The sequence below is a fragment of the Streptomyces liangshanensis genome (assembly GCF_011694815.1).
Classification (GTDB): Bacteria; Actinomycetota; Actinomycetes; order Streptomycetales; family Streptomycetaceae; genus Streptomyces; species Streptomyces liangshanensis.
In genome coordinates, this window is the sequence record NZ_CP050177.1 from 2,285,449 (window position 1) to 2,298,740 (window position 13,292).

Below are 13,292 nucleotides of genomic sequence, written 5' to 3' on the forward strand. Positions count from 1 at the left end.
GGCGCCCCCGGGCCCGGCCCGGCTCAGCTCAGCCCGGCGTTCCTGGCCCGGTCGACGGCGGGGCCGATCGCCGCCGCGAGCGCGTCGACGTCCTCGCGGGTCGACGTGTGGCCGAGCGAGAAGCGCAACGTGCCGCGCGCCAGGTCGGGGTCGCAGCCGGTGGCCAGCAGGACGTGGCTGGGCTGGGCGACCCCCGCCGTGCACGCCGAGCCCGTCGAGCAGGCGATGCCCTGGGCGTCGAGCAGGAGGAGCAGCGAGTCGCCCTCACAACCGGGGAAGCTGAAGTGCGCGTTGGCGGGGAGGCGGTCGACGGGGTCGCCGCCGAGGACCGCGTCGGGGACGGACTTCCGTACCGCGTCGACCAGTTCGTCCCGCAGACCGCCGATCTCCCGCGCGAAGGCCGCGCGCCCCTCGGCGGCGAGCCGGCCCGCGACGGCGAACGCGGCGACGGCCGGCACGTCGAGGGTGCCGGAGCGCACGTGGCGTTCCTGACCGCCGCCGTGCAGGACGGGGACGGGGGTGTACTCGCGGCCCAGCAGGAGCGCGCCGATGCCGTACGGGCCACCGATCTTGTGGCCGGAGACGGTCATCGCGGCGAGCCCCGAGGCGCCGAAGTCGACCTCGGCCTGGCCGAAGGCCTGGACGGCGTCGGAGTGCAGCGGGATGCCGAACTCGGCGGCGACCTCGGCCAGTTCGGGTACGTGGGTGAGGGTGCCGATCTCGTTGTTGGCCCACATGACGGTGGCGAGGGCCACGTCGTCGGGGTTGCGGGCGATCGCCTCGCGCAGCGTCCCGGGGTGGACCCTGCCGTACGGGTCGACCGGCAGGTACTCGACGTTCGCGCCCTCGTGCGCGCCGAGCCAGTCGACGGCGTCGAGGACGGCGTGGTGCTCCACGGGGCTGGCCAGCACGCGCGTCCTGGCCGGGTCCGCGTCGCGGCGGGACCAGTACAGGCCCTTCACGGCGAGGTTGTCGGCCTCCGTGCCGCCCGAGGTGAAGACCACCTCGCTGGGCCGCGCGCCGAGGGCCTCCGCGAGCGCCTCGCGAGCCTCCTCGACGGTACGGCGGGCCCGGCGGCCGGGGGCGTGGAGCGAGGAGGCGTTGCCGGCGAGGCCGAGCTGAGCGGTCATCGCCTCGATCGCCTCAGGCAGCATCGGGGTGGTGGCGGCGTGGTCGAGGTAAGCCATGATGCCCCCGATTCTACGAGCTGCGGGGGCGGGGGGCCGCGCGGGTCATTGCTTTGTCCTCAATCGCCGAACGGGCTTCGGGGCCGTCGGGCCGCGCGGGTGGGTGCCCGCGTTGCGGTCACCGTTGTCCTCAATCGCCGGACGGGCTTGATGGTGCCCGCTGCGGGCCGGATGCGCCGGCGCGGCTTGTCGCCGGGGTCGGGTCCAAACAATCGGGCCCATCCGGCTTTTCAAGCCCGTCCGGCGATTGAGGACGTCTTTGACCCGCACGGGACATCGGGCGCAACAATTCCAGCCCGTCCGGCGATTGAGGACATCTTTGACCGCAACGGTCACGCCCGACCGCAACCCCCTCAAGCCCGTCCGGCGATTGAGGACGTCCTTGACCCGCACGGGCAACGGGCCCGAGCCAACCCCAGCCCGTCCGGCGATTGAGGACGAGTGGGTGCGGGCCGTCAGTGGCGGTTCCAGGCTCGGGGGGCGCGCCAGTGGAAGCGCATCGCCAGCAGCCGCAGCGCGAACGCCGTCACCACGGCCACCCCACTCGTCACCCCGTTCAGCGCGTCGAACCGTATGCACACCGCCACCACCCCCGCCCCCACGATCGCCGGCACCGCGTACAGATCGCGGTCCCAGCGCAGCAGCGACGGCACCTCGTTGGCCAGGACGTCACGCAGCACCCCGCCGCCGACCGCCGTCGCCAACCCCAGGGCCGCGGACGCGGTCAGCCCGAGCCCGTGGTCGTACGCCTTGGTGGTACCCGTCACACAGAAGAGCCCCAGCCCCGCCGCGTCGAAGACGTTGACCGCGCCCTGGATCCGCTCGACCTGGGGATGCAGGAAGAACACCAGCGCGGTCGCCACCAGCGGGGTGGAGAAGTAGCCGAGATCGGTGAAGGCTGCCGGCGGCACCGCCCCGATGACCACGTCACGCAACAACCCGCCGCCCAGAGCGGTGACCTCGGCGAGCACCGCCATGCCGAAGACGTCGAAGTTCTTCCGGACGGCGAGCAGGGCGCCGGATATCGCGAAGACGAAGATACCGGCGAGGTCCAGGGCGTGCTGGACGGAGGGGGTGAAGAGGTCGTGGAGCACCCGGTCATTGTGCCGGGCACCCCGGGCCGGGGTACCAGGAGCCTCCCGGCCCGCCTCTTCTCCGCCCTTACTCCTTGGAGGCGTCCGGCTTCTCGGAAGCCGCCTCCACCTCGGGGTCAGCCGAAGAAGCCACGTCCTCGGACGCCACCGCGGAAACCTCCGGCTCCGCCGCCGCCTTCGGCGTCACGTCGACCAGCTCGATCGCGTCCCGGGCCGCCGACAGCAGCACCGTGTCCTGCGGCGCCTGGTCGGGCGCGTTCTCCGGGTGGTGGCACGCCACCTGCTGGCCCGGCTTCAGCATCTGCATCGGCGGGTCGACCGTCTTGCAGATCTCCGTGGCCTTCCAGCACCGCGTGTGGAAGCGGCACCCGGTCGGCGGCGAGATCGGCGACGGCACGTCGCCCTTGAGCAGGATGCGGTCGCTCTTCACGCCACGCCGCCGGGGGTCCGGGACGGGCACGGCGGACATCAGCGCGTTCGTGTACGGGTGCATCGGAGCCGAGTACAGCGACTCACGGTCCGCCAGTTCCACGATCTTGCCCAGATACATGACCGCGATCCGGTCCGAGACGTGCCGGATGACCGACAGGTCGTGGGCGATGATCACGTACGTCAGGCCCAGCTCGTCCTGGAGGTCGTCCAGCAGGTTGACCACCTGCGCCTGGATCGACACGTCGAGCGCGGAGACCGGCTCGTCGGCGACGACGAGCTTGGGGTTGAGCGCGAGCGCGCGGGCGATGCCGATGCGCTGGCGCTGGCCGCCGGAGAACTCGTGCGGGTACCGGTTGTAGTGCTCGGGGCTGAGCCCCACCAGTTCCAGCAGGCTCTGGACCTTCTGCTTGACGCCGCCCTCGGGGTTGACGCCCTGGAGCTTGAACGGCGCGGACACGATCGTGCCGATCGTGTGCCGCGGGTTCAGCGACGAGTAGGGGTCCTGGAAGATCATCTGGACGTCGCGCCGCATCGGGCGCATCCCGCGGACACCGAGGTGCGAGATGTCACGGCCCTGGAACTCGACCTGGCCGCCGGTCGGCTCCAGCAGGCGCGTGATGAGCCGGCCCATGGTCGACTTGCCGCAGCCCGACTCGCCCACCACGCCCAGCGTCTCTCCGGCGCGCACGTCGAAGTCGATGCCGTCCACGGCCTTGACCGAGCCGACCTGGCGCTGGAGCAGGCCCTTCCTGATGGGGAAGTGCTTCTGGAGCCCGGTGACCTTGAGCAGGGTCTCGCCCGGGGCGGGGTCCTTGCTCAGGACGCCGGAGCCGGCGCTCTGGGCGGGAATCGTCACGTCTTTGTCCTCGCTCACAGCTTGGGCGCAATCTCTTCGGTCCAGATGCGGTCCCGGTCCTGCTCCGACATGTGGCAGGCGGCCCAGTGCCCGCTCTCGACCTGGGTCAACTCGGGCCGCGTGGTGCGGGTGATGTTGCCCTTGGGTACGTCGGCGTACGGGCAGCGCGGGTTGAAGGCGCAGCCCGTCGGCATGTTGATCAGGGAGGGCGGGGAGCCCTTGACCGGGATGAGGCGCTCGGTCTGTTCCCTGTCGATGCGCGGCATGGAACCGAGCAGACCCCAGGTGTAGGGGTGCCGGGGCTGGTAGAAGACCTGCTCCGCGGGCCCGCGCTCGATGCACCGGCCGCCGTACATCACGAGGATGTCGTCGGCCAGTTCGGCGACGACGCCCAGGTCGTGCGTGATGATGATGACCGCGGAGCCGAACTCCTTCTGGAGGTCGCGGATCAGGTCCAGGATCTGGGCCTGGACCGTCACGTCGAGAGCCGTGGTCGGCTCGTCGGCGATCAGCAGGTCGGGGTTGTTGACCAGGGACATCGCGATCATCGCGCGCTGCCGCATACCGCCCGAGAACTCGTGCGGGTAGGAGTCCACGCGCTTGTCGGGCTGCGGGATGCCGACGCGGTCGAGCATCTCGATGGCACGGCGGCGCGCGGCCTTCTTGTCCACGTTGTGGTGGACCTGGTAGGCCTCGATGATCTGCTTGCCGATGGTGTAGTACGGGTGCAGGGCCGACAGCGGGTCCTGGAAGATCATCGCCATGTCCCGGCCGCGGAGCTTGCGCACCCGGTCCGGTGAGGCGGAGAGCAGTTCCTCGCCGTTCAGCCAGATCTCTCCGGAGACCTGTGCCTTGCGCTTGCCGTACTGACCGGTGGTGTGCAGCCCCATGATGCCCATCGAGGTGACGGACTTCCCGGAGCCGGACTCGCCGACGATGCCGAGGGTCTTGCCCTTCTCCAGCTGGAAGCTGAGGCCGTCGACCGACTTGACGATGCCGTCGTCCGTGGGGAAGTGGACGCGGAGGTCTCGTACGTCGAGAAAGGCCTCGGAGGGGCGGGAGCCTGTGGCGACGGGCTCGCCGGGGGCGGAGCCCGTCTTGCTCAGGTCGGTCATGCGAGCCTCACTCGAGGGTCGATCACGGCGTACAGGATGTCCACGAGCAGGTTCGCGAGGATGACCGCGACCGACGTGATCAGCGTGACACCGAGAATCACCGGCAGGTCTCCGGTCTTGATTCCCTCCAGCACGGCCTGGCCGAGGCCGGGGAGGCTGAAGGTCGTCTCGGTCAGGATCGCGCCGCCGATGAGGGCGCCGAGGTCCATGCCGAGCAGGGTCAGGATCGGCGTCATCGTGGAGCGCATGGCGTGCTTGCCGATGACGACCGGTTCGGTCAGGCCCTTGGCCCTGGCGGTACGGATGTAGTCCTCACCCATCACCTCCAGCATGGTGGCTCTGGTGATGCGGGCGTACATCGCCGCGTACAGGAACGCGAGCGTGACCCAGGGCAGGATCATGCCGCCGAACCAGCCGGTGAAGCTCTGGTCCAGTGGTACGTACTTGGCGTCGAGCCAGCCCAGGCTGTAGTGGAACACCGCCAGGGAGAGCAGACCGGTGAAGTAGATGGGGAGCGAGACGCCGCTCAGCGCGACGATCATCGCGCCGCGGTCCCAGAAGGAACCACGCTTGAGCGCCGACAGGACACCCGCCGCGAGACCGAAGACCAGCCACAGGACGGCCGCACCCAGAGCCAGCGCCAGGGTCACCGGCAGAGCTGAGGTGAGCTGCGGCCAGATGGCCTGCTCCGTGCGGAACGAGTAACCGAAGCAGGGAGCCGCACACTTGGTGACGTCACCGCCGGACGAATACGTGCGTCCGACAAAAATGCCCTTGAAGAACTCCCAGAGCTGGACGAAGATCGGGTCGCCCAGTTGGAGCTTCTGCCGGACGGCCTCGACGGCCGCGGCGTCGGACACCTTGCCCACGTACATCGTGGCCGGGTCGACGCCCGCCCACTTGGGGACAAGGAAAAAGATGCAGAAGACCACCAACATGATGACCACCAGCATCACTGCGACGGCCATGAGCCGCCTGATGAGGTATGCGAGCACTGCTCTCGGCCCTGCGGCGGGACCGCGGGCCACCGGAGTTCGTCCGATGGCCCGCGGTCACGCCACGCCGGCCTTCACCTGCCTTTCGTGCCGTACGGCGGGTGTACCGAAGGTGGTTACTTCACAACACCGAGGTTGACGAAGTCGTAGTTACCGGCGTAGCCGTCCGTGGTGTACACGTTGGTCAGCCGGGTGGAACGCCAGTTGATGAACTTCTCGAACGTGAAGGGCAGGTAGTACGCGCCCTCGCTCACCTGGTGGTTGATCTCGGTCGCGATGGAGACCTTCTTCGCGGGGTCGAGCTCGGTGGTGAACTTGTCGAAGTTCGCGTCGATCTTCGGGTCCTTGATCAGGGCGAAGTTGTTGTTACCGCTGGGCAGGATGAACTTGCTGTCCCACAGCGGCACGCCGTAGCCCTGGACCGACGGGAAGTCGGGGCCCCAGCCCATGATGATGATGCCGTAGTTCTTGTTCTTGACGATCGTCGGGTTGCCGATGATGCCCGAGGTCTGCGCGCCGTCGTACTGGTCGAGCTCGGTGGTGATGCCGATCTTCTTCAGCGACGCCTGGAGCGACTGGGCGCTGGCGACCTCGACGGGCTTGTTGTTACGCACCGCGATGGTGGTCTTGAAGCCGTTGGGCTGACCGCAGGCCTTGAGCTCTTCCTTGGCCTTCGCGATGTTGGCCGCGCCGTCGTTGGCGAGGACGCCGTACGGGTCGTACTTCTGGCCTTCGGCGCCGGGGATCGACGGGGGCAGCATGTTGGTGCCGATGTCGCCACCCGCGAGCGGGCCGCCACGCGCGGTCTGGAGCGACTTGTGGTCGGCCCCGTAGATGACCGCCTTGCGGCAGTGGATGTTGTCGAACGGCTTCACGCTCTGCGGGAACGCGGCGTACCGGATGTAACCCGAGACCGGGTTGTCCAGGTTGCCCTTGTCCTCCTTCAGCGCCTTGATGCGCGCCTGCACACCGAGGCCCGTCTGCGAGAAGTCGAGGTCGTACTCACCGGCGAGGAGGCGGTTGTCCATCTCGTCCGGGTTGGAGAAGATCGTGATCGAGATCTTGTCCGGGAGCGCCTTGCGGATCGGGTCCGAGGACTGCTTCCAGGCGGTGTTGCGGACCAGCACCGTGCCCTTGTTGGGGGTGTAGGACTGGAACTTGTACGGGCCCGAGGAGAACGGGTGCAGGCCGTACTTGGACTTGGTGTCCTTGTCCTTGCGGACCGGGGACGAGGAGGTCAGGGCGAGCATCTCCTGGAAGTCCGAGTTCGGCTTCGGCAGGTGGAAGACGATCGTCTTCGGGTCCGGCGTCTCGATGGCCTTCAGGCCGTCCTTCGACGTGTCCTTGTACGGGCCCTTGTACTTGCCGTCCGGGTCGAGGACGTCGCGCAGGTAGACGGGGCCGCCGGGCAGCACGTCCTGCGCCCACTGGCGCTCGATGCCGTACTTGACGTCCTCGGAGGTGATGGCCTTGCCATCCTCCCAGGTGATCCCGTCACGCAGGGTGTACGAGTAGGTCTTCCCGTCGGGGGAGACCTTCGCGAGACCCGTCGCCAGGTCCGGGGTGACCTCGGCGCCCGGCTTGCCGGCCTCCGCCTTGTTGGTCACCAGCTGGCGGCTGTAGTACCGCATGAAGTTCCACACGACGCCGTAGTAGGCGCGCGTGGTGTCCCACGAGTCCGTGTCCTGGACGCTCGCGAACTTGAGCTCGCCGCCCTTCTTGTCGGACGCGTTGGCGACCTTGTTGTTGGCCGCGTCGAAGCCCGCGGCGCCGCTCTTGCCGCCCTCGTCCTTCGTGTTGCCGCCGCCGCACGCCGCGGTGCCCAGCAGGGCCGCGGTCACGAACGCGGCGGCGATGACCTGCTTGCGCCGGCCTCTGGTGCGTAGGGATGTCACGATCTCGGATCCTCCGTGTGAGTAACTGCCCGTGTGGAAGGAACGGGCTTCGGTGTACCGCAGTTCAGCGCGAACCCTTGGGGTCGAGCGCGTCACGCACGCCGTCCCCCAGGAGGTTGAAGGACAGCACGGTGATGAAGATCGCCAGACCCGGGATGATCATGTACATCGGGTCGGCGTCGTAGTAGCTCACCGCGGAGGACAGCATCTGCCCCCAGGAAGCGGTGGGGGGCTTCACCCCTACGCCCAGGAAGCTCAGGGCCGCCTCGGTGAGGATGTTCGTGGGGATCATCATCGTGGTGTAGACGATGATCGGCGCGACGATGTTGGGCAGCAGCTCCTTGAACAGGATGTACGTCTGCCCGGCGCCGAGGCTGCGGGCCGCCTCGACGTACTCCCGCTCGCGCAGGGAGAGCGTCTGGCCGCGGACGACACGGCCGACGTACGGCCAGCCGAAGAAGCCGATCACCAGGATCATCACCAGGATCCGCACACCACTGCCGCTCAGGCCCAGCATGTCGTTCGGCATGACGGAGACGAGCGCGATGATGAACAGCAGCTGCGGGAACGAGAGCAGCATGTCCATCACGCGGCTGATCAGCGAGTCGAACCAGCCGCCGAAGTAGCCGGCGAGGACACCGAGGACGGTGCCGAAGACCACCGCGACGACGGCGGAGAGGAAGCCGACGAGCAGCGAGACCTGGGCGCCGTAGACGATCCGGGCGAAGATGTCGCGGCCGTTGACCGGCTCGACGCCGAACCAGTGGTCCGCGCTGATGCCGCCGAGGGAGCCCGTCGGCGTCGAGAAGAGGGGGTCGATCAGGTCTTCGTGGTAGTCGTCCGGCGACTGGCCCGCGAGGTGGGTGATCAGTGGCGCGAGGATCGCGACCAGGATCAGCAGAAGCACGACGGTTCCGCCGGCGAGTGCCAGCTTGTCCCGCTTCAGGCGCCCCCAGGCGATCCGGCTGAGGGAGCGCCCCTGGACCGACTTCCCCGCGACGGCGGCAACTTCTTCAGTCGCGCTCGGGGCCGTTTCGGTGGTCGGCTCGTGCAATGGTGCCGTCATCGTGGCAGAAACCCTCTCTCAACCGGCGGTGACCGGCCCGCACTTGCCGCTGTAGCGGCCCGTTCCTTAAGCAGCGCGAGCAGTGGTCTGACTCCGTCACGCGGGCCGAGCTACTCGCACACAGGCCCGAAAGGCCATGCATGCGGGGAGTCTTCATTGCCGCCATGATCAGCCGCCAGCCCCCCAGGGCAATGGATGCTCAACCGTGATGCTGTTAGAGGTGTTCCGTTATCCGGACTGCGGGTAACCATGGACGGACGACTGTCATTGACCGTCAAATGGCCACCAAGCGCGCCAACACCCCACCTTCCGGCGGAGAGTGGACATTTCGCTCTCAAGCCCACGACCCGGGCGGCTCTACGCGCGTCAAGGCCGACCGCCTGCCCGTGATGACCGTTTTGCCCGACACGAGTAGATGTAGTGTGCACGCTCCGTGCGGAGCGGTCCGTCTCAGTGAGCGAGGCACGCTCAGTAAGCGCGGGACGCCGGCGGCGGATATCCGTACCCCGTCGCCGGGGCGGGCGACGCGTGCGCCTCACGGTCGTAGAAAGGCCGCGTGTTCGCGCGCAGCCACATCGTCACGGGGTCGTACTCGTCGGACATCGCGACCGTCGAGACGGGCAGCCCGTCCGGGACCGCCCCGACCGACTGGCGCATCATCGTGCGGACGGAGTCGACGGAGCCGGGGCTGGTGTCGTACAGGTCCAGGCCGATGGCCAGGTACGGGGCCCCGAGCGCCGGCTGGACCCAGGCGCGGCGCAGCGCGCGGACCGCGGGGGTGCGGTGCGCGTTCTGCGTGAGCTGCGCGTAGAACTGCGGGATCTCGATGGCCGGTTCGGACAGCCGCAGCGGTCCCGCCGGCATGCGGTCGAGGCCGGTGGCGATCCGGCGCAGGTCGAGCCAGGGGATGCCGACGCCGCCGCCGGGGGCGTGCGGGTTGAGCCAGATCCCCCAGCGGTCCGGGTACAGGACGCGGGCGATGTCGCGGCCCGTGACCACTTCGTGCGTACGGGTCCAGCCGCTGACCGCCAGCTCCTGGGCGGAGGTCACGCAGGGCGCGTACCCCAGCCCCTCCACCTGCATGTTCCCGTACTGGGCGTCGGGCGAGCCCGCGCTCCCCTGCCAGAGCAGCATCCAGACCCGGTCCTCCGCGAGGGCCTGGAGCAGCGCCTCGTACGCGTCGTAGCGTCCTGGCGTCACCTGGCGGAGCAGCTGCTCGGCCCGGCCGGCCGCCGCGGTACCTGACGCGCTCACCCTGGGTCCCGCCCCTCTTCGATCCACCATTCGACCGTCTCCCCCCGGACTCGGCCCCGTCATCAAACCAGCTTAGGTGCCGCCCATGACAGCGCTCCGACCGCATGGCGGCGTGCCCCGGGGGCGTACGGCCCGGGGCCCGGCCGCCCCCGGCGCCCGCGCGCCCGCCTTCCGCGCCGCGCCCACCAGCGTGGGCGGGCGCGGCTAACCGGCGTGGGTGGACGCGCCTACCCGCGTTGGTAGAACGGACGCACCCGTGCCAGCATCCAGGCACCGACCGGGTCCTGTGTCATGTCCAGGAGGACCAGGTTGACCGGCCAGGGCACCTGGACCCGGCCGAGGGCGCGGCCCAGGGCATCCATCGGCGCGTTGCGGTCCTGGGCCTCCCAGGAGGCGAGCTGGACGCCCACGAAGAGCACCGGCGGCTCGCCCTCGACGCTGGCGAGGGCCCGGCGGGCGGAGACCACGACCCCGGACGCCTCGAACTCCGCGGCGGCGGCGGCGAGGAAGTCGACCGGGTCCTCCTGCCAGTCCGGCTGGAAGAGCCTGACCCGGCCGCCGCTGGCGGGGCCGTCGAGCGGCGTGCGGCCCACCCGGCACAGCTCGGCGACGGCGAGCGGGGGCAGCGGCATGCCGACGGCGCCGCCCGGGTTCACGACGATGCCGAGCTGCGGGGGCAGTCCGCGGGCGAACTCGCGGGCGGGGGCCACGGTGAAGGGCATGTGCGCGCCGACGCAGCCCATGAACTGCTCCTCGGAGCTGAACACCGGGACATAGGGCGCCCCCTCGATGTCCATCGTCGGCAGGTCGAGACTCTGGCTGTCGGGGCCGCCGCCCTGCGGCAGCGGCACCCAGACCTGACTGCGTCCCAGCACCTCGACGAGCCGCCCGCCCGCGGCGTCGTTCCCGAGCGAGGCCGCCAGCACCTCTTCGAGCTCGTTGCCGGGCCATGCTGTGTTCACGCGCTCCACCCCTCCGTTCACCTCTGCCTGCGGCAGAACCCTAGGCGGTAGCCGCGGTGAACGCGATGGCGGACAGAGTCCCGGCCGCCGGGCGGTCCAGGAGGGTCGCCGAGGCGCAGCCCCTCGGGAGGCGGCCCGACTCGGCGTCCCCGATGAGGTGGCCGACCGCGCGCCGGTGGCGGGCGAACGCGTACCCCGAGACGCCCCGGCCGCGCTCGCGCTGGCCCGCGCGGGCCACGTCCGGGGTGACGTCGAGCAGGACGAGGTGGAGGCCGCGGCCGCGCCGGCGGGCGTCGCGGGCCAGCCAGCGCCGTACCCAGGTCTGCGTACCGCAGTCGTGCACGACCACGCTCTCGCCGGACCGCAGCGCCCGCCACAGCCCGGTGTAGTGGGCGACGCGCACCAGCGGGCGGTACACCGCGTACGGCAGGCGGCGGGGCAGCCGGCGCGCCCAGCGGTCCCGGGCGTCCTGCGAGTCGATGCCGCCGCCCGCGGCCGTCCGCCGGATCAGCGTGGACTTGCCGCTGCCGGGCAGGCCCGAAACGACCACGACGTCCCCCGCGGCGAAGAAGAGGGTGGCCGGCACCCTGCCGTCGCGGCCGCGCAGATCGCGGACGACCGGCGCGGGCCGGACGGGCAGGTCCCTGGCGGCCGCCGCGGCCGGCTGGACGGGCACTCCTGTCCCCGACAACGCCGCCCCCGACAACGCGGCCGCCCCCGGCTTCGCACCCCCCGGGCCGGCCATCCCCGCCGCGGCCGTCCCTGTCGATGTCACATACGCACCGGACCCCTGCGACGTCATCGCCGTCCCCCTGTCAGGTCAGACACCCTGGCCTTCGACCCCTGCCAGACCCTTGCCCGTAAAGTGTAAAGAATTGGTAATGCCGCGCAAGCCTTTCACGGTGTGTGGCGGGTCGTCGCCACGTCCGGGGCCGATCCCCCACGCGCCCCCGATGCGTGCGATGATGACGGCGCCAACTGCATACAGGCCGTTTGAATCCGCGCGGGAGAGTCCCGGTTCACCGTGTGCGCCGGGCGCCGAAGGAGCAAGTTCTCCCCTTGAATCTCTCAGGCCCCGTACCGCGTGGATGAGGCAGATCTGAAAAGCGGGCCGCCCGTCGCGGTCCCACCCAAGGTGCAAGTCACGACCGTGAGCACGTACGGAGAGTCGTCCGTGGTTCCGTGCGGTCGTGGTGAACCTCTCAGGTTCCGATGACAGATGGGGAGGACCGTCCTCGTCGTCATGCCCTGGGAGTCACCACCGATGAACTCTGCCCCGAGCAGCACCCCCCGCCTCACCGCCCTCGACGCGGTGCACCGCGCGCTGGGCGCGACCATGACCGACTTCGCGGGCTGGGACATGCCCCTGCGGTACGGGAGCGAGCGCGACGAGCACCTCGCCGTCCGTACGAGGGCCGGCCTGTTCGACCTCTCGCACATGGGCGAGATCACCGTCACCGGCCCGAAGGCCGCCGACCTGCTGGACCACGCGCTGGTGGGCAACATCGGCGCGGTCGCCGTGGGCCGCGCCCGCTACACGATGATCTGCCAGGAGGACGGCGGGATCCTCGACGACCTGATCGTCTACCGCCTCGGCGAGGACGAATACATGATCGTCGCCAACGCCTCGAACGCGCAGACGGTCCTGGACGCGCTGACCACCCGCGCGTCGGGCTTCGACGCGGAGGTACGGGACGACCGGGACGCGTACGCGCTGCTCGCGGTCCAGGGCCCGGAGTCCCCCGGCATCCTGCGCTCGCTCACGGACGCCGACCTGGACGGCCTGAAGTACTACGCGGGCCTGCCCGGCACGGTCGCCGGCGTCCCCGCGCTCATCGCCCGCACCGGCTACACCGGCGAGGACGGCTTCGAGCTGTTCGTCGACCCCGCGCACGCGGAGGCCCTCTGGCAGGCGCTGACCGAGGCCGGCGCGGCGGTCGGCCTGGTGCCCTGCGGGCTGTCCTGCCGGGACACCCTCCGCCTGGAGGCGGGCATGCCGCTGTACGGGAACGAGCTGTCCACCGCCCTCACGCCCTTCGACGCGGGCCTGGGCCGGGTCGTCAAGTTCGACAAGACGTCCAACGGAGGCGACTTCGTCGGGCGCAAGGCCCTGGAGGCCGCCGCCGAGCGCGCCGCGGCCGCCCCGCCGCGCAAGCTGGTGGGCCTGGTCGCCGAGGGCCGCCGCGTCCCGCGCGCCGGGTACGCCGTGGTGGCGGGCGGGCAGGTCGTCGGCGAGGTCACCTCGGGCGCCCCCTCCCCCACGCTGGGCAAGCCGATCGCCATCGCGTACGTCGACGCCTCGCTCGCCGAGCCGGGGACGGCGGGTGTCGGGGTCGACATCCGCGGGTCCCACGAGCCGTACGAGGTCGTGGCGCTCCCGTTCTACAAGCGTCAGAAGTGATACGGACGTCTCGGACATCACAGTCCCGCGACGCC

Annotated in this window: 11 protein-coding genes and 1 riboswitch; of the genes, 1 reads left to right on the forward strand and 10 read right to left on the reverse strand. The window is 70.2% G+C overall.

Going from position 1 to position 13,292, the window contains the following annotated elements; genetic code table 11:
• Window positions 1–23: 23 nt before the first annotated feature.
• The 10 genes from HA039_RS09620 to HA039_RS09665 form a co-directional block, all read right to left on the reverse strand.
• A complete protein-coding gene (locus HA039_RS09620; protein WP_167026707.1) occupies window positions 24–1,187 on the reverse strand; it encodes a cysteine desulfurase family protein in 1,164 nt (387 codons plus the stop codon).
• A gap of 455 nt (window positions 1,188–1,642) precedes the next feature.
• The gene (locus HA039_RS09625) at window positions 1,643–2,281 is read right to left on the reverse strand and encodes a trimeric intracellular cation channel family protein (RefSeq protein ID WP_167026710.1); all 639 of its coding nucleotides are present in this window, start codon (window positions 2,279–2,281) and stop codon (window positions 1,643–1,645) included.
• Between the two features lie 67 nt (window positions 2,282–2,348).
• A complete protein-coding gene (locus HA039_RS09630) occupies window positions 2,349–3,569 on the reverse strand; it encodes an ABC transporter ATP-binding protein (protein WP_167026713.1) in 1,221 nt (406 codons plus the stop codon).
• Between the two features lie 14 nt (window positions 3,570–3,583).
• The gene (locus HA039_RS09635) at window positions 3,584–4,684 is read right to left on the reverse strand and encodes an ABC transporter ATP-binding protein (RefSeq protein ID WP_167026716.1); all 1,101 of its coding nucleotides are present in this window, start codon (window positions 4,682–4,684) and stop codon (window positions 3,584–3,586) included.
• On the reverse strand, window positions 4,681–5,679 hold the full coding sequence (locus tag HA039_RS09640) for an ABC transporter permease (protein ID WP_167026719.1): 999 nt from the start codon (window positions 5,677–5,679) through the stop codon (window positions 4,681–4,683). The genes HA039_RS09635 and HA039_RS09640 overlap by 4 nt, the downstream gene beginning before the upstream one ends.
• A 116-nt stretch (window positions 5,680–5,795) precedes the next feature.
• Window positions 5,796–7,574, reverse strand: a complete 1,779-nt coding sequence (locus HA039_RS09645) for an ABC transporter substrate-binding protein (protein ID WP_167026722.1) — start codon at window positions 7,572–7,574, stop codon at window positions 5,796–5,798.
• 64 nt (window positions 7,575–7,638) lie between these two features.
• Window positions 7,639–8,640: an ABC transporter permease gene (locus HA039_RS09650; protein ID WP_167026725.1), complete on the reverse strand. Its 1,002-nt coding sequence runs from the start codon at window positions 8,638–8,640 to the stop codon at window positions 7,639–7,641.
• A gap of 468 nt (window positions 8,641–9,108) precedes the next feature.
• On the reverse strand, window positions 9,109–9,894 hold the full coding sequence (locus tag HA039_RS09655; RefSeq protein ID WP_167026728.1) for an enhanced serine sensitivity protein SseB C-terminal domain-containing protein: 786 nt from the start codon (window positions 9,892–9,894) through the stop codon (window positions 9,109–9,111).
• Window positions 9,895–10,121: 227 nt separating this feature from the next.
• Window positions 10,122–10,856: an enhanced serine sensitivity protein SseB gene (locus HA039_RS09660; RefSeq protein WP_167026731.1), complete on the reverse strand. Its 735-nt coding sequence runs from the start codon at window positions 10,854–10,856 to the stop codon at window positions 10,122–10,124.
• Window positions 10,857–10,896: 40 nt separating this feature from the next.
• Window positions 10,897–11,601, reverse strand: a complete 705-nt coding sequence (locus HA039_RS09665) for an AAA family ATPase (protein WP_425086409.1) — start codon at window positions 11,599–11,601, stop codon at window positions 10,897–10,899.
• 249 nt (window positions 11,602–11,850) lie between these two features.
• Window positions 11,851–11,949, forward strand: a riboswitch (glycine riboswitch).
• 171 nt (window positions 11,950–12,120) lie between these two features.
• Between HA039_RS09665 and gcvT the strand changes: the two genes are divergently transcribed.
• Entirely contained in the window at window positions 12,121–13,257 is a 1,137-nt protein-coding gene (gene gcvT / locus HA039_RS09670) for a glycine cleavage system aminomethyltransferase GcvT (RefSeq protein WP_167026737.1), read from the forward strand.
• Window positions 13,258–13,292 lie beyond the last annotated feature (35 nt).